Annotated in this window: 16 protein-coding genes; 8 read left to right on the forward strand and 8 right to left on the reverse strand. The window is 45.2% G+C overall.

Annotated features, from left to right (window positions below; translation table 11 throughout):
* Positions 1-210 precede the first annotated feature (210 nt).
* Positions 211-768: a GNAT family N-acetyltransferase gene (locus ACXHJ1_RS07245; RefSeq protein ID WP_107733889.1), complete on the forward strand. Its 558-nt coding sequence runs from the start codon at positions 211-213 to the stop codon at positions 766-768.
* On the opposite strand, the gene ACXHJ1_RS07250 is transcribed toward ACXHJ1_RS07245, so the two are convergent.
* A complete protein-coding gene (locus ACXHJ1_RS07250; RefSeq protein WP_019689030.1) occupies positions 749-1,633 on the reverse strand; it encodes a GNAT family N-acetyltransferase in 885 nt (294 codons plus the stop codon). The two genes, ACXHJ1_RS07245 and ACXHJ1_RS07250, sit on opposite strands and share 20 nt — an antisense overlap.
* 161 nt (positions 1,634-1,794) lie before the next feature.
* Here ACXHJ1_RS07250 and ACXHJ1_RS07255 point away from each other — a divergent pair, with 161 nt between their 5' ends.
* Both ACXHJ1_RS07255 and ACXHJ1_RS07260 read left to right on the forward strand, forming a co-directional pair.
* Positions 1,795-3,747, forward strand: a complete 1,953-nt coding sequence (locus ACXHJ1_RS07255) for a BglG family transcription antiterminator (RefSeq protein WP_457905846.1) — start codon at positions 1,795-1,797, stop codon at positions 3,745-3,747.
* Between the two features lie 169 nt (positions 3,748-3,916).
* The gene (locus ACXHJ1_RS07260) at positions 3,917-5,914 is read left to right on the forward strand and encodes a fructose-specific PTS transporter subunit EIIC (RefSeq protein ID WP_457905847.1); all 1,998 of its coding nucleotides are present in this window, start codon (positions 3,917-3,919) and stop codon (positions 5,912-5,914) included.
* Between the two features lie 139 nt (positions 5,915-6,053).
* Here the strand turns inward: ACXHJ1_RS07260 and ACXHJ1_RS07265 are convergent, their stop codons facing one another.
* Together ACXHJ1_RS07265 and ACXHJ1_RS07270 are read right to left on the reverse strand one after the other, a co-directional pair.
* Complete coding sequence (locus ACXHJ1_RS07265; RefSeq protein ID WP_457905848.1) at positions 6,054-6,395, reverse strand: DUF3243 domain-containing protein; 342 nt, start codon at positions 6,393-6,395, stop codon at positions 6,054-6,056.
* 115 nt (positions 6,396-6,510) lie between these two features.
* Positions 6,511-7,425: a phosphatidate cytidylyltransferase gene (locus ACXHJ1_RS07270; protein ID WP_457905849.1), complete on the reverse strand. Its 915-nt coding sequence runs from the start codon at positions 7,423-7,425 to the stop codon at positions 6,511-6,513.
* A 97-nt stretch (positions 7,426-7,522) separates the two neighbouring features.
* Here ACXHJ1_RS07270 and ACXHJ1_RS07275 point away from each other — a divergent pair, with 97 nt between their 5' ends.
* Positions 7,523-8,065, forward strand: a complete 543-nt coding sequence (locus tag ACXHJ1_RS07275; protein ID WP_016822532.1) for a hypothetical protein — start codon at positions 7,523-7,525, stop codon at positions 8,063-8,065.
* 13 nt (positions 8,066-8,078) lie between these two features.
* Here the strand turns inward: ACXHJ1_RS07275 and ACXHJ1_RS07280 are convergent, their stop codons facing one another.
* Complete coding sequence (locus ACXHJ1_RS07280) at positions 8,079-8,972, reverse strand: diacylglycerol/lipid kinase family protein (RefSeq protein WP_017426050.1); 894 nt, start codon at positions 8,970-8,972, stop codon at positions 8,079-8,081.
* 139 nt (positions 8,973-9,111) lie between these two features.
* Here ACXHJ1_RS07280 and ACXHJ1_RS07285 point away from each other — a divergent pair, with 139 nt between their 5' ends.
* Both ACXHJ1_RS07285 and ACXHJ1_RS07290 read left to right on the forward strand, forming a co-directional pair.
* Positions 9,112-9,978, forward strand: coding sequence for an SDR family oxidoreductase (locus tag ACXHJ1_RS07285; RefSeq protein WP_117288901.1), 867 nt, complete (start codon positions 9,112-9,114; stop codon positions 9,976-9,978).
* Between the two features lie 155 nt (positions 9,979-10,133).
* The gene (locus ACXHJ1_RS07290; protein WP_016822535.1) at positions 10,134-10,475 is read left to right on the forward strand and encodes a zinc ribbon domain-containing protein YjdM; all 342 of its coding nucleotides are present in this window, start codon (positions 10,134-10,136) and stop codon (positions 10,473-10,475) included.
* 120 nt (positions 10,476-10,595) lie between these two features.
* On the opposite strand, the gene ACXHJ1_RS07295 is transcribed toward ACXHJ1_RS07290, so the two are convergent.
* Positions 10,596-11,351, reverse strand: coding sequence for an AIM24 family protein (locus ACXHJ1_RS07295; RefSeq protein ID WP_016822536.1), 756 nt, complete (start codon positions 11,349-11,351; stop codon positions 10,596-10,598).
* 250 nt (positions 11,352-11,601) lie between these two features.
* Here ACXHJ1_RS07295 and ACXHJ1_RS07300 point away from each other — a divergent pair, with 250 nt between their 5' ends.
* Positions 11,602-12,654 (forward strand): LLM class flavin-dependent oxidoreductase, encoded by a 1,053-nt coding sequence (locus ACXHJ1_RS07300; protein WP_404302970.1) that lies wholly within the window; start codon positions 11,602-11,604, stop codon positions 12,652-12,654.
* A gap of 108 nt (positions 12,655-12,762) precedes the next feature.
* On the opposite strand, the gene ACXHJ1_RS07305 is transcribed toward ACXHJ1_RS07300, so the two are convergent.
* The 3 genes from ACXHJ1_RS07305 to ACXHJ1_RS07315 form a co-directional block, all read right to left on the reverse strand.
* A complete protein-coding gene (locus tag ACXHJ1_RS07305; protein WP_016822538.1) occupies positions 12,763-13,272 on the reverse strand; it encodes a DUF1036 domain-containing protein in 510 nt (169 codons plus the stop codon).
* A gap of 81 nt (positions 13,273-13,353) precedes the next feature.
* Positions 13,354-14,862, reverse strand: coding sequence for an aminotransferase class V-fold PLP-dependent enzyme (locus ACXHJ1_RS07310; RefSeq protein WP_457905850.1), 1,509 nt, complete (start codon positions 14,860-14,862; stop codon positions 13,354-13,356).
* 135 nt (positions 14,863-14,997) lie between these two features.
* Positions 14,998-15,474, reverse strand: coding sequence for a DsrE/DsrF/DrsH-like family protein (locus tag ACXHJ1_RS07315; RefSeq protein WP_016822540.1), 477 nt, complete (start codon positions 15,472-15,474; stop codon positions 14,998-15,000).
* Between the two features lie 199 nt (positions 15,475-15,673).
* Here ACXHJ1_RS07315 and ACXHJ1_RS07320 point away from each other — a divergent pair, with 199 nt between their 5' ends.
* The gene (locus ACXHJ1_RS07320) at positions 15,674-16,411 is read left to right on the forward strand and encodes a hypothetical protein (RefSeq protein WP_107733674.1); all 738 of its coding nucleotides are present in this window, start codon (positions 15,674-15,676) and stop codon (positions 16,409-16,411) included.
* Positions 16,412-16,509: the final 98 nt, after the last annotated feature.

The raw sequence follows: 16,509 nt of genomic DNA on the forward strand, positions 1-16,509 counted from the left end.
CACACTCCTTATATAACGGTCTTTTTATCATCCATGATTAGGAAAACATTCTATAAACAAAGAACTAATTATAAATATCCCTTTAGAGGTATTCTTTCATTTACATTATAATTGGAAGAAGAAAGTAATGATCATCGAATATTGAACTTAGCGGCATAGGTATGCAAGGAAAAGCTTGCGAAAGTGAACAACGGAGAAGGCGGTGAAAATATGAAACGTGAGTTTCCGGTTATAACAACCGAACGTCTTGTATTACGAAAAATGGTAGCGACGGACAGCAAGGATATGTTTGAATACTTTTCAGATGAGCAGGTGATGAAGTTTTACGGGCTGAGCCCATTTGAGTCTGAACAGGAGGCACTGGATGAGATCCGTTGGTATGATCGGATTTTGGAGACAGACCAGGGAATCCGCTGGGCTCTTCAAACGAAGGAAGGTAAAATCATCGGTTCTTGCGGATTTCATAACTGGGATCAACGTCATCACCGAGCAGAAATGGGTTATGAATTGTCCAGAGCCTATTGGGGCAAAGGGTTAATGTCAGAGGTACTTGCAGCTGTAATCGACTATGGATTTCATACCCTACCGTTGAACCGCATTCAGGCGCTAGTAGAGCCGGAGAATACACAATCCTTGCGTTTGCTTGAAAAAGCAGGCTTTCGGCAGGAAGGAATCCTGTCCCAGTATGAATTTACATCCGGGAAATATGATGATCTTTGCATGTGCGCACTCGTTAAATCAGAATATATCAATCGTTCTCAGAAATGAGAGAAGTAGTTGGATCAAGGGGTATACACATTTCATATTGCTCAATAGGGTCCTTCGAGAAGCCTGTTTTTTGGATAAAGCCTTCAAGAGAGTTATTGTCGGACAGGCAGATATATACCTTCTCGACCTTTTGGGTTTCTGCCGCTTTATGAAGTAGGGTACGTCCAAGGCCTTGGTTTCGATGTTTGGGATCGACCCAAAGAAAGTTGATTTTACCTTGAGCACTCATAGCAATCATACCGACTCGGGTTTGATTCACTGCATAGATGCCGAGAAAAACTTCCTGTGTGCTGTTAGCGTAATAAGGTGTGTCACTTTGCCAATGGATGTGACAGTCGGTAAGAGTTGTACGAAAATCTGCGACATCATCAAATGTTAGTTTCTTAAACATGTACGGTGATGAGGGAGCGGGAGAGATTGATGGGACAGTACCGTTGTAGTATTTTAGCGTATAGCGTACCTCATAGCCGTGCTTTTTATAGAACTGGACAGCCCGATCATTATCCGTAATGACTTCGAGCCATAGCTGCTGACAGTTCTCGGAGATGGCCGTTTGTTTATGCAATTCGAGCAACCTGTTGCTAATACCCTGGCCACGGTAAGCTGGACCGATGCATAGCGTGCCGCAACGCATGGTCTTATACCCGTCAAACTGCCGGATACCGCCTAGAATCAAGCCAATTGGCTGATCTTCATCCATGGCAAGGAAAGAGTGGCTCCGTGAATTACCCTCTGGACCGAAAAAACGTGCCGCGAAATCGTCTTGTTCCATGGTCAGGCGAATGGAATAGTCTGAGAATCCGAGCGAAAATGCCTGGAAAATGTGCTCCATGCTGACTTCATTGCATCTCAAATAGGTGATCACTGTTCTTCCTCCTGAAAATCCAGTATATTGGGATTGTCTTATTATACACTCCGTATGTTGCTGTAGGGTTACAATGAGTATATCGATAAGCTAATATAAGGCTAACAAAATATAACCCGGTATGCCTGGACATTCTTTATTTTGGAAGATAGGAGATTGGAATGAACAAAAGGCAAGTAGAAATTTTTCGCAAGTTGTTAACTGAATCGAACCGACTGTGGTTAGTGCAGGATCTGGCCGATCAGACGGATTGCTCAGAAAAGACGATTCGAAACGATCTAAAAGTAATTGAAGAATATTTAGTCAAGCACTCCAATGCCAATCTGGTGAGAAGACCAGGACGTGGCATTTATTTGGAGATCAGTGAAGCGGAGCAGGCTGATTTATTTCACCGGCTGTATGCAGGCGATAGTACAGCCCAGCATGAATCGGATGAGGAGAGGGTGCTGCATCTCGCCTATCGGCTCTTGATGGATGCCAAGCCTGTAACGATACAAGATCTGGCCTCTCAGTATTATGTGAACAAGACGGTGATCCGTAGAGATATGGAAAAGATTGATGACTGGCTGCACAGCTTTGATCTTGCCTTGATTACCAAGCAGCGCGTAGGCTTGACCATTCAAGGCACTGAGAAAAACAAGCGGATCGCTTTGGCGCGGATGAATCAGCTGATTGATAGTCCTGAGTTGACGGGACAGATGATGCGCAAGCAGTTTGAGCCACACGAGATTGCCACCATCCATCATGAATTAAAAGTATTTCAAAAGCATCATGAACTCAGCTTTACGGATGAAGCCTTTGAGGGTCTCATGCTCCATATTCTCTTAATGGTCAAACGAACCAAGCTGGGACAGCCCATTTCTCTCTCCGAACAAGACATTGCCTTTTTGCAGGAGAAGGTTGAGTTTACATGGGCTACTGCGTTTTTACGGCAGCTGCAAAAGCTGTTTTCCGTACCTTTCTCCAAGGAAGAAACGGCCTATCTAACCCTGCATTTGCTGGGCGGAAAGTTCCGTTACCAGCAGGAGGATAGCAAGGGGAAACACAGCGATCTGGCAGACAGCCATCCGCTTTTGCCTAAACTGATTGAGCAGTTAGTCCGGCGGATGTCGGAGCTGAACATGATTGACTTTTCCAAGGATAAGATGTTGGTGAAAGGGTTGAAAGTCCACTTATATACGACCCTGAATCGGCTTCAATATGGGTTGACGGTGTCTAATCCTATGCTGACTGAGATCAAGAAGATGTACCCTTACATGTTCGACCGGGTTATTATTACGCTGGAAGAGGTAGGGAATTTGGTTCGGTTATCGTTTCCCGAGGAGGAAGCGGCGTATTTAACGCTACATTTTCAGGCTTCTGTGGAGCGACTTCACCAGAAAGAAAGTCATCCTCAGAGGGCCATTATCGTGTGTCACATGGGCATCGGTATGTCCCAGCTATTGCGCACAAAGGTGGAACGTAAGTTTCCGGCTGTACATGTGGAGACAACTCTTTCGAAGGCAGAAGTCCAGGACTATCTCGCAACCCGGGAAGTGGATCTGATCATTACAACCGTGGATCTTCCAGAGCTTAGTGTTCCGCATATTCTCGTCTCTCCATTGCTAGATGCCAAGGATGAGCGTCAACTGGAGCAAGTGATCAGACGAATGGATGAGCCGGAACCTAGAGTCGCAGATGAATCTGTATTTTTTAAGTACACAACACCTTTTTTAGTCTTTCCCCAGCAAGAAGTGCAGCGTCCCGAACAATTGATTTCCAAGCTGGCGCAAATACTGGAGGACAAAGGATATGTGGAAACAGGTTATGTGGACAGCGTATTGGCGCGAGAGAAAATGTCGGCTACGACGATCGGGGGAGGCATAGCCATCCCGCATGGCGGCTCAGAGTGGATAAGGCAGTCCGCCATTGTAGTCGCTACTTTAAAGAAGCCACTTACTTGGGGAACCGAGAAAGTGGAGCTTGTGTTCTTGCTTGCGGTAAAACAGGATGGGCGGGAAGAAATGCGGCAGTTATTTAAGGAGTTGTCCCTAATCAGTGAGCAGCCAGCTCTAGTTCATGCTTTATCCAAGGAGACCGATGCGATGAGACTATTAGGGAAGCTAAAGGGATAAACTAAATTAAAAGCCATGCTTTGGAGCAGGACTTATAGATAAGTCCTGTTTTTTTGTCCGTATTATTCTATTTTTCCGAAAGTTCCGGTAAAAAGTTCGCCCGATAACAGCAAAAAAGGCGGTTATACTATCAATGTAAGCGGAAACACCAGAGAGAAGGGGAATGACTATGAAGATATTAGCGATTACCTCATGTCCTAACGGAATTGCACATACGTATATGGCAGCCGAGAATTTGCAAAAGGCAGCAGCCAAGCTGGGTATCGAGATGAAGGTCGAGACACAAGGCTCCATTGGGGTAGAAAATCAACTAACTGAGCAGGAGATCCGTGAAGCGGATGGCATTATTATTGCAGCGGATAAGACGGTGGTCAAAGACCGCTTCGTCGGCAAGAAACTGCTGGTCGTTGGAGTACAGGATGGGATTCGCCGTCCGGAAGAATTGATCCAGCGGGTGATGAAGGGGAATGTGCCTGTGTACCAGGCAGAGTCACGTACCTCCGAAGCTAGCTCACAGGAGAATAAACCGAAGCAAAATCCTATCTACCGCCACTTGATGAATGGTGTATCTTATATGGTACCCTTTATCGTCATTGGAGGATTGCTCATTGCCATTGCGTTGACGATTGGCGGTGAGAAGACACCAGGCGGTCTGGTTATACCGGACGGTTCATTTTGGAAGACGGTTCAGGATATCGGTTCGGCTTCGTTTACCTTTATGATACCCATCCTCGCTGGATTCATCGCAATGAGTATTGCAGATAGACCGGGGCTTGCACCGGGTATGGTTGGCGGATTCATTGCTGCGAACGGCAGTTTTTATGGAAGTGAGGCGGGAGCCGGATTTATCGGCGGAATTATCGCTGGTTTCCTGGCAGGTTATGTTGCACTGGGTATTCGGAAAATGAAGGTTGGGCGAGCGTTACAGCCGATCATGCCTATTATTATTATCCCTGTGTTGTCATCTTTAATTGTAGGATTAATCTTTGTCTTTATCATCGGTTCTCCAGTCGCACAATTGTTTGAAGCTTTAACGGGTTGGCTTGCAGGTATGCAAGGTACAAGTTCAATTTTATTGGCACTGATTTTAGGTGCGATGATTTCCTTTGATATGGGTGGTCCAGTCAATAAAGTCGCATTTTTATTTGGCTCGGCCATGATTGGTGAAGGGAATTACGAAATTATGGGGCCGATCGCCGTTGCGATTTGTATTCCACCGATTGGAATGGGACTTGCAGCAATGATCAACAAGCGTAAATTTGCACCAGCAGAACGCGAGGCTGGAAAGGCGACATTCACGATGGGACTATTTGGTATTACTGAAGGGGCGATTCCCTTCGCTGCACAAGATCCATTGCGTGTTATTCCTAGTATCATGGCAGGGTCTATGGTCGGTTCAGTCATTGCGATGTTGGGAAATGTAGGAGATAAGGTAGCTCATGGTGGACCGATCGTAGCCGTCCTTGGTGCAGTGGACAATGTATTGATGTTCTTCATTGCCGTTATTGTCGGTGCAGCTGTGTCGGTCATGCTGGTGAGTCTGCTGAAAAGAGATATTGCAACTGCAAATCCAGCTGTTGCTGGAGAAGAGACATCTGGAGATTCTGCCGCAGTAACGGAACAATCTATGATGACTACGACTGCCGCCGAGTCATCAGCTGTAGCAACTGCAAATAACGATCCAGCCGTATCTTCGCAAGCCATTCACATTGAGAAGTTGACAGATATTGTAACGATGGATCTGATTGATCTGGATCTGGAAGGAACGACACAGGATGCCGTGATTGATGAAATGATCGGAACACTTGAGAGAAATGGAGCCGTAAGTTCTGCCAGTGGTTTTAAACAGGCCATATTGGACCGAGAGAAGGAAAGCTCCACAGGCATTGGAATGAATATTGCCATCCCTCACGGTAAATCGGAAGCTGTACTGAAGCCAAGCGTGGTTTTTGGATTGAAGCGGAGTGGAGTGGACTGGAAAAGCTTGGACGGAAGCGAAGCGAAACTAATCTTCATGATTGCTGTTCCGCGTAATAGCAAGGACAATGCACATCTGAAGGTGCTGCAAATGCTGTCTCGTAAGCTGATGGACGATCATTTCAGAGAAGCACTTCTGGCGGTTACTACCAAGGAAGATGCATATGAATTGTTGTCCCAGGTACATTAATTCCATACGCTAAGCAGAACATATTGTAATCCCTAACGGAACGCGCTGCAACGATAGTAAACGCAAAAGCAGTCTATCCTCATTCAAGGATAGACTGCTCTTTTATAGTAAAATATTGTTTTTCATCAATTAAATATTTCTACGAGGATTGAGCCACGCGTACGAGCATATGAGCAAGCGCATGCTGCTGCTCTTTGTCCCCTACCTTCCACAATTCCTGAAGAAGCTTCTCCTCGCTATTGCGCGGCTCTTCCTTGGCTGCCAGATAGCCTGCGATCTTCTCAGCTGCTTTTGCCATCACTTCTTCATTCAAGCCGATTTTTTGAGCCATTTCAATTTTGTTGCTCAAATAACTTTTGAATGAATCAAAGCTGCCCAAAATGTCATCCTTTTTGCTGTCGTCTATCCGATTTAACACGTCATCTACTTTGTTCAGTGCCACTTCGCCTTCCTTATTTACAACATGATTGTGCTCTGCCATTTCTAACGCCTCCTCAAGATTGTTTTCTAGGATAAGGACTGCTTGCGGTACAGTAGTACTTACCCCGGCTCACTAAAATGAAAACGGTGAGAAGCGGAGTGCCGGGAGACAATTGCTACATAAAGTCGAAAAAATAACGAATTACGTGAAAAAAGACGGGCGAGGTGTAGGTCAAGCTATCCACCCGGCTTAAGTAGCTTTTTTTCAAAGCATCGAACTTATCATCATCACCGATTAATAAATCTCGCTTCAGCACGGAAACCGTTAAGCTCCCGAAGAAACCGCTCAAGCTAATCAACATGCCGAAAATAATCCCAAATTTCAGATCAAACGGCGTCAGGTACGGATAGATTAGATAGGAAGCCGCTATGGTTATGGGAAAAGCGAATGCAAAGCCTTCCCAAGTTATATTGGGATTGGATGTCGGGACGATTTTCCGCTTGCCGAAATAGAGCGATGCCAGATAATGTGCGACATCATTGAGTTGTGTCAGTACCACTAGAAAAAGTACAAGTTTCGCTCCGTATTGCGGCGTAGCAAACTGAAAATATGCCAGGTGACTCAGTCCAAAAACCATCAGCATGAGTCCCCATTGAGTCGAGCTGACACTGCGCAAGAAACCAACGGTTCCTTTATTGATCAATCGAGGGAGCGGCAGCAGCAAGAATACATAGATAGGGATAAAGACAATAAACATTCCATACCACCCGATATAAATCCAATAAAACTGTACAGGAATCGCCAAGTATGCCCATAAAAATAACCTGCGGTCAGCTTTTCTAGATCTAATCATGGAGAAGTATTCTTTTAACGCAAAGAAAGTAAGCACCATCAAGGAAAGCAGTGAAACGATCGGATTGAAAAGTGTTGCCAGGCAAAAGATAAAGAACATGCCCCACCAGGTCTTAATGCGAAGCCCAATAGCTGCATAGTCTTTGTTTGGCTGTGTTTTGGCTACCACTATATAAATCAGATGGATGATTAATAAGGCTATACAAATGAGGGTTAACGTGAATAACGAACTGTCCATTGCGACTCACCAACTTATAGCAAAATAGGATTCCATGAAGGGGGTCCTATGTTATTATGAAGGAATAATTCAAACTTGATAAGGGGAAATTTCGTAAATGGTAGCTGATCAGTCCGTTTTTATCTTGCTTACGAATACGGGAACGTTTCTTACGAGAGTCATTAAAAGCTATACAAGAGCGCCATACAATCACGCCTCCATTTCCTTCGACCGAGAACTTTCGGAGTTATACAGCTTCGGGAGAAAGACCCCCAGTAACCCTCTGGATGGTGGTTTCGTGAAAGAGGATATTAAGACAGGTACATACAGCAGATTTCCGAATACAACATGTGTCATCTACGAGCTTCAAGTAACCAATCGCGAAGTCGAAAAAATGAAGAGAGTTCTACACGTTTTTATCCGAAGCCGACAAAAATATATGTATAACTTACTGGGCTTGATTGGCGTTGCACTCAAAGAACCAGTCGAGTTCAGTAATTCTTATTTTTGTTCGCAATTCGTCGCGGAAATTTTACAGCGATCCGGCATAAAAATATGGAACAAGTTGCCTGCCCTTATCACACCAGACGATTTTCGGCAAAGTGACCGATTCCATTTGATCTACGAAGGAAAATTGAGCGAGTATGAGCCTCAAGCCTGAGGATAGCACCGTATTACTCAGACTCCTCAGGCACAATCACCTCGATATGACGCGGTAGAATACGAACCTCAATAGGCAAAGACGGTCCTTCCTCACCATCTACATTCGTACTGACCGATTCTGCGGAGCTGACACTTACATGCTTTGCGGTAAAGTAAACGACGTCTTTATGATCCTTCAAGTTGCCTAAAAATAAGGATATACTGGCTGTCACCGTATTCAATATATTGAGGTTTTTGAAAATAAAGCAGTGAAGCAGGCCATCATCAACAGCTGCCCCGGGCACCAGTTTCTCAAATCCGCCAACTGAGTTGGTTAAAGCAGCAAGAAAGAGTGGGGATTCGCCTTCCCAAGTCTTGTCATCATAGCGAACGATAAGCGGATGGGCAGGATGGTTGATCAGTTCTTTCATACCTTCTTTAATGTAAGCAAATGTGCCAAACATAGATTTATCGTCTGACGACACAGCGGATAGCGATTCGGCAAGCGAGCCAGTGGCAACAACATTAGCAAACATTCGACCGTTTAGAAGGCCCATATCTACGGCTTTCACGCGAGCAGAAGTGAGTGTACGGATCGCCAGTTCGGGACTTAACGGAATTTGTAAGGCACGGGCAAAATCATTGACCGTCCCAAGAGGGATGACCCCCAGTTTTGGACGATGGTCTTGATCCATGAAACCATTAATGGTTTCGTGGAGCGTGCCATCTCCACCGAGGGAAACGACTAGATCATAAGTTTCCTGACAAGCAGTGACGCAAAAACGGGTGGCATCAAGTTCTTGTGCCGTCTCTTCGACTGTAACAGCGTATCCTTGCTCACGTAGAATTTCTTCTACGTTTCTGACATGTTGGAGGGACTCCTCTTTGCCGGAAGAGGGATTTACAATGACCATAGCTTTCTTCATATACATATTCCTCTCTTTGTGGAAGGTCTGGGTTACCAACCCTTACCCGTAAAGCATGCCTTTAGACTCTAAATTAGACATGTATCATATTTTTAGTTACTATATAAAAGTAAATAAAAATATGAATGGAGGATTTCGTATGAAAATCGCATTAACAGGAGCAACGGGGCAGCTGGGTTCCATTGTGGTAGATACATTGCTTGCATCCGTTCCGGCACAAGATCTTATTGTTAGCGTAAGAAATCCGGAAAAAGCCGAGGGGTTACGTAATCGTGGCGTTGACGTTCGTCATGGCGATTTTGATAAGCCGGAAACACTGGATCAGGCATTTGCTGGTGTAGATCGACTGTTGATTATATCCGCAGACGGAGATAATGATACTAGAATTCGTCAGCATAAAGCGGCTGTTGATGCTGCTGTGCGTGCGGGAGTGGGCTTCATTGCGTATACCAGTGCTGCCAATGCCGCTGACAGCACTCTATTCCTTGCACCCGTACATCGTATTACGGAGGAGTTCATTCGCGAGTCGGGTATACCTTACTCCTTCTTGCGTAATAATTGGTATCTTGAGAATGAAGCAGGCACGATCCAATCCGTACTCGCGGGAGCTCCATGGCTAACCTCGGCAGGGTCCGGTAAAGTAGGTTGGGCAACCCGTGCTGATTACGCGCAAGCGGCTGCAGCCGTGTTGTCTGGCGAAGGGCATGAGAATACCATATACGAGCTCTCCGGTAAGCCGATTACCCAAGAAGAGTTGGCAGCCATACTTGCCGAGGTCCTAGGTAAAGACGTTCCTGTACAGCAAGTGGACGATGCTGCGTATGCCGAGATTATGCTCGGTGCGGGAGTACCGGAAGGTGCCATCCCTATTGTGGTAGGCATTCAACAGGCGATTCGCGAAGGAGCCTTGGATGTCGCAAGCAACGATTTAGAGAAGCTGTTGAAGCGTCCCCTTACACCGCTTAACCAAGGGATTAGTGAACTAGTCAAGCAAATTCAAGCATAATAACCGTACTGTCAAAAACGGATGCTACCTAGGAAGGTTAGCATCTGTTTAGTTACATTCATAAGTGGAACCGCGACTGATTATCCAATATACTTGTAGGGAACTCCAAGGTAGGCTTGGAATAGAAATAATTTATGAATGGAGTACATAATACCATGTCTAATTTGCCAAACTGTCCTGAGTGTAATTCAGAGTACACCTATGAGGACCGCAGTCTGTTCATTTGCCCGGAATGCGCTCATGAGTGGTCTGCCGAGTCAGAATCCGTAAGCAGTGAAGATGTAAAAGTCGTCAAAGATGCGAATGGTAATATTCTGAAGGATGGTGACTCTGTAACGGTCATTAAAGACCTTAAAGTGAAGGGAAGCTCTTCCGTCTTGAAAATCGGCACCAAAGTAAAAAACATCCGTTTGGTGGACGGCGATCACGATATTGATTGCAAAATCGATGGTTTTGGAGCAATGAAGCTAAAATCGGAGTTTGTCAAAAAGAATTAAAGTGTACAGCAGAGGAACTATTCAGTTCCATGAGGATTAAAAAAAGGAGAAGCCGAGGCCTCTCCTTTTTTACTAGCATTTGGCATCATTGGGCTTCCAATGCTCATGCCCACATAGATGTCATAGTGGTGCTAGCCATACAGTTCCGGTTCCCCTGTATACATTAACCAGCCCTTCGCCGGAAGCGGCCGAGCCCATTTTGGTTTTTCCCGATTTTTCGACGGTGAACTGTAGGGTGTTGGACCACATAAGGGCAAAGTTGCCATCCACCTTGAGCACATCATTTTGCAATTCTATAACGACCGCTTCATCAGAAGGGATCGGCGCTTGAAGTGCCAGCACTCCTTTTCCACGGGCGCTTAAATTAAATAACCCTTCTCCACCCAGTGCAGCAGAAGAAAGATTACTGCGTGCAACGACGGATATGTCCAGCGTGGTGTCGCAAGCTAAAAACAATCCGTCTTCGATGGCAATGTCATCATTATCCACATCAATGAGCCAAATATATTGGTAGGTAGGCTCCAGCATAATGGTCCCCGTGCCTTTATAATGCGGTTTAATAGCACCTGTCCCCGTTACAGCACCGGATACCAAGTTTCGCATTAAGCCTCCGACGCCTTTTACACCGGTAGTCATTTCCATGCTGCCTACAGTATATTGCATGGCACCTGCCCTCATCATAATCTCACTATTATTGATTTCGATCATGAGCTGCTTGCGGCGCATGTTACTTTTGCTCATATAGTAATTGTCTTTTGCAGCTGCAACCGAGGTGCAACTCAAATCTGTTATGTATTCCAGTACCGTAAATCCACCTAATTGGTCAGTGATGGCAACATTGCTGTTATCCTTTAAATTATTAATGACAAAAGCCATAATGTATGTGCCTCCTTGTTGTTTTCATGGTGTGGGGATGGAAATCTTATTTATTCCATACCATAAATTCGACAAAGAGACTGCTTTTCCTGCGTGGATCTCGGCACTTCTCTCGCCTGATTTTCAGACTCAGAAAAGGAGAGCTTGAAAAAGATGCGAAAAAAGTTCAATATAAAGATATCGGTTTTTAAAATGATTTACTTTGGAAGCAGCCGAATAAAAATGAAACATACAATAGGGGGTAGCATAAGTGGAGATAGGTATAAGCACGTTTGTAGAAACAACACCGGATCCCCAAACCGGTGAGGTCATCAGTCACGCACAACGGATACGTGAAGTGGTCGAGGAAATTGTACTTGCTGATCAGGTAGGACTGGATGTGTACGGCGTGGGAGAGCATCATCGTAAAGATTATGCGGCATCTGCTCCGGCTGTTATACTGGCTGCTGCTGCGGCACAAACCCAACGAATTCGCCTAACTAGTGCGGTTACGGTGCTTTCATCGGATGATCCGGTGCGTGTGTTTCAGGACTTTGCTACGCTGGACGGTATTTCGAATGGACGAGCTGAGATTATGGCAGGCCGAGGTTCCTTTATCGAATCGTTCCCATTGTTTGGATATGACCTGGATAACTACGATGAGTTGTTTGATGAAAAGCTGGAGCTGTTATTGAAAATACGTGAATCCGAGAAAGTGACCTGGAAAGGTGGACATCGGCCCGCAATCAACAATTTGGGCGTGTACCCGCGTCCGGTGCAAAATCCTTTGCCTGTATGGATTGGGAGTGGAGGCAATCAGGAATCAGTGGTTCGTGCGGGCTTGCTTGGATTGCCGTTGGTGCTTGCCATTATTGGAGGCAGCCCTATGCAGTTTGCACCATTGGTGGAGTTGTACAAAAAGGCAGCTAAACATGCAGGTCATGATGCATCGCTGCTTCCAGTTGCATCCCACTCGCATGGTTTTATCGCGGAGACTACCGAGCTTGCAGCGGATAAGTTTTTCCCTTCCACTCAGCAGAGCATGAATGTGCTTGGGCGTGAACGTGGTTGGGGTCCTTATACTCGTTCCAGCTTTGATGCCGCGCGCAGCTTTGAAGGAGCATTATATGTGGGCGATCCTGATACGGTAGCCAAGAAAATCATTCACCTCCGTAAACAGGTAGGCATTACACGGTTTCTATTGCATGTGCCCGTCGGCACGATGCCGCATGATGATGTCATGAGAGCTATTGAATTATTGGGAACAGAGGTAGCGCCACGGGTGCGTGAAGAGATATCCAAGTGGGAATCCGAGAACAAATAGGCGGATTGACCTCAGTATCGAGAAAGATAAAGGAGCAGACCATGTGAGGAGGTCGCTCCTTTTTTGGTTCTAAATAATATGTACAGGTGGGGCCAATCAGATCATTGTTTATTTAGTCCGTTTTTTATGCGTGATGCGTCTTTGCAGGAGAGGCTTTCCTTGTTTTAGTCTCTTAGGTTTTGCAGGAACTCTGCGCAAGATAGGTTTCTCTTGAGTTGCTTTGGAAGGTAGCGTCATGCGGAGTGTGGTTGATGCAGGTTTTCTTTGACTGCTGCTTGTTATAAAGTCGATAGTATAGTTCAAGACGAACGGGCTAACCGCAATTCTCCGCAGTCCCACGTTTCTACAAGTGGTACAGCCTGTATCCCAGCACCAATCGAAGGCATTTTCAGGAACTTGAGTGAAGTATGAACCTCGCCATGTACGTCCAAAGTCATCCTCGGCATAATAGAAAAACGTATTACCTCCGGCGAAGCCGCTCCATACTTGAATCGTTTGACCGGGGTTCACACGAAACCAGCCTGCTTTAGAGTAGTTAACAGGAGTACAGCTGAAGTCCGGATAGGCAAAAACTAGAAAGATAGCCGCATTGGTGCTGTTGCGAAAATTGACACCCATTGTCGCCCCTTCTTTCCTCATATAGTAATCTTACAGTGTAGCTTATGAGTATTTTGAAAGAAGGAAACGGACAAGAGTCTTTTAATTGCTAAAGTTGAACCATTTGCTGATGTCTATTTTGTGATGTTCATTCATAGATCGCCATTCGTTTGATTCCGGTTGATAGGTATAATCTTTTTGCCAGGTTATGATGTTTTCCACGATAGCCCGTATGGAAGAGACAATATAGGAGACTTCCTGATTGGTCATCATGGGATGAAGCGACAGACGCACCCAGCCCGGCTTTCGAGATAAGTCTCCCTCATGAATCAGGTCTGTCATTTGCTTAGATGCTTGCTGGTCGATGCCCAGCAAATAATGTCCATAGGGGCCTGCACATGAACAGCCGCCTCGGACCTGAATGCCAAATCGATCATTTAGTAGTTTTACAATCAGGTTATAGTGAATATGACCGACAACGAAAGAAACGATTCCCAGCCGATCTTGGCTGTTTCCTCCCAAAATATGCAGACCTGGTATGGTGCCCAAGCCTTTTAGCAATAATGAGGTCAGCTCCTTTTTACGCTCCAACATGCGGCTGTATCCCATTTGTTCCTTCAGCTGAATACAGAGCGCGGTTCGAACAGCCTGTAGAAAAGGAGGGGTCCCTCCATCCTCGCGTGCTTCAATACTATCCTTATACTCGTATCCACCCCAAGGATTGGTCCAACTCACCGTACCGCCCCCGGGTTGATCGGGAGCACAATGGAGGCACAGCCGCGAATCCATAATGAGAACGCCGCTTGTACCGGGGCCACCAAGGAATTTGTGAGGGGAAAATACAATTCCGTCCAGTTTCTCAAGGGGATCTGTAGGGTGCATGTCGATCTCCGCATAAGGTGCGCTTGCCGAAAAATCAACGAAACATACGCCGCCATGTTCATGCATTTTGCGGGATAACTGGTGAATCGGCACTTCAAACCCTGTAACATTGGAGCAGGCGGTAAAAGCGCCAATCTTGATCGGGCGATGCTGAAATTGAAGCAGCAGTCGTTCGAGATGAGCTGGATCGACCATTCCTCCAGGACCTGGAGGAAGACACACAACGTCTCCAATGGTTTCTGCCCAGGAAATATGATTGGAATGATGCTCCATGTGTGTAACAAAAATAACGGGACGGTCTTTTTCAGCGATGGGGTAGAGGTGCTTTAATTTTTCATGTATTTTCAATCCTAATAGTCGCTGAAGTTTATTCACCGCACCTGTCATCCCGGACCCGGCGAATAGAATGATATCATGTTCATTGGCATGAACGTGGTTCTTAATGATTTGTTTTGCTTTTTCATAGGCTTGGGTCATTAGAGTACCTGTCAAATTAGACTCCGTATGCGTGTTCGCCACAAATGGACCTAATTCATGAACTATTTTCGACTCGATGGGGCCATACAAACGACCGCTGGCTGCCCAATCCGCATAAATCAGCTTTTTAAGCCCATATGGAGATTCAAAGGTCTGGTGATAACCGATTGTATTTTCGCGATACTTTTGGAAATAAGCCTCGTTAGAAGGCTGATACCTACAGTTACTACTTCCGATTCGAGCCATGAGCATACGGCGCCTCCCAAGTCGTTCTATCTTCTTAGGGTACGTAGGGAGGCTGGAATAGGTTAAAAAAAATAGGCGAATGTCATCATTTAGTCAAAATAAAAAGCCTCATCCAATAGCAGGATAAGGCATGAGGATATATTAGATAAAAAGCTGCATATCCGACTCAAGCGCATCTTTTAGATACGTTTTTGCCTCGATAATTTCCAGTTCAGGGATGAATTCTTCCGGTTTAAAACCCATAATATCCACCGATAGCTTGCAGGCATAAAATTTGACGTTTTTCTTCCGGGCTCCTTTCAGGAAATGGATCAGCTTCGGTGCCTCATTGTCTTCCAGCATTTCCGTCAGCATCAGCTTGCCCAGACCGCTAAAATTCATATGGGATAGCGGTAAAGCTTCAGGCCCCTTGGGAGTCACCAGATCCATAAGTTTCTCGTAAATGGTCTTGTCCTCAAGCGTCATTTTATCGGGATCACGAACCAATGATAATCCCCAGAATGCAAAGAACATCGTAACCTCGACATCCAGCTCCCGAGCTGTATTAGCCAAAATCAGTCCGGCCATTGCTTTATCATAATCGCCGCTGAACATCAGCAGATTCATCCTTTTGTCCACGATCTTCCGCCTCCATTACCAACAGATATATTCAGTATGGATTTGGAAAGGAGAACTATGCCCAGTTCACATATTGATCACAATTGTAGGAGATGTGTCGGATTCAAGAGCACTATTCAATATATGTTATTATTATCTATGGAAATTATATAGCACCATTGTTTATGGAATATAAGAACAAATGAGGAAGGAACGGGTTTTGAAATTTATGAGAAAAACATCGTCTATAATGTTTTTGTTTTTATTGCTGATTGTGACAGCATGTGGAACCCATCAAGAGAAGAATACGGATTCATTTTCAAAAGCCTCAATCTCCAAAAATATGTCCTCCGAGCAACCGATAAATTCTGAAGAGAAGAAGGAAGATGCAACTGATGCAGGCCAATCTATGAAAGTGGTCGTATCTAAAGAAAAAGCTATAATACGTTCAGAAGAGGGAAATTCGTTAGTTCATGCAGATTGGACGTCAGGCCAACCTGATGTGGAGTTACCCCTTCAAATGGGGGCAACTAAGGCTGAACTCGTATTAGGGATGGATCATCCTAACGGAGTGAAAACATTGGTGGTATTCCCTTCCGAGTCTACAGGTAGGCCACTCGACTTGTCTTCAACTGGAGAATCGGAAGCCTTTGACGAGTTTGGTGAATTGAAAGCAGGCTATAGGCTTCAAGCGAGCGTTTACGATTTTGATCATGATGGAACCAACGAATTAGTCATTGCAGCGGGTGACTTAGCTACGAATGCTGAGATATGGGTTTTTTCATTTACAAATGTAGAAAACATTAAAAAGATAGATCCCTTTCATCAGGAGTTAGCTGTAACAGGGCAATCCTATATTACTTTAAATGGACATGAATTAGATGTGCCTTATGGCTCTCAAGGTTTATTTGAGACTTATAAGTATATAGATAAAGAATTTCTTACTCCGGTAAAGTAAGCTCGCCGTTACCAATGTCATATCTACAAACCGCTCCCATTCTGTATAATCTCAAGGGAATTCAAGACACAAGCCTGAGATCGGGAGGACAATAAGAA

It is taken from the genome of Paenibacillus sp. ALE2 (assembly GCF_054113385.1).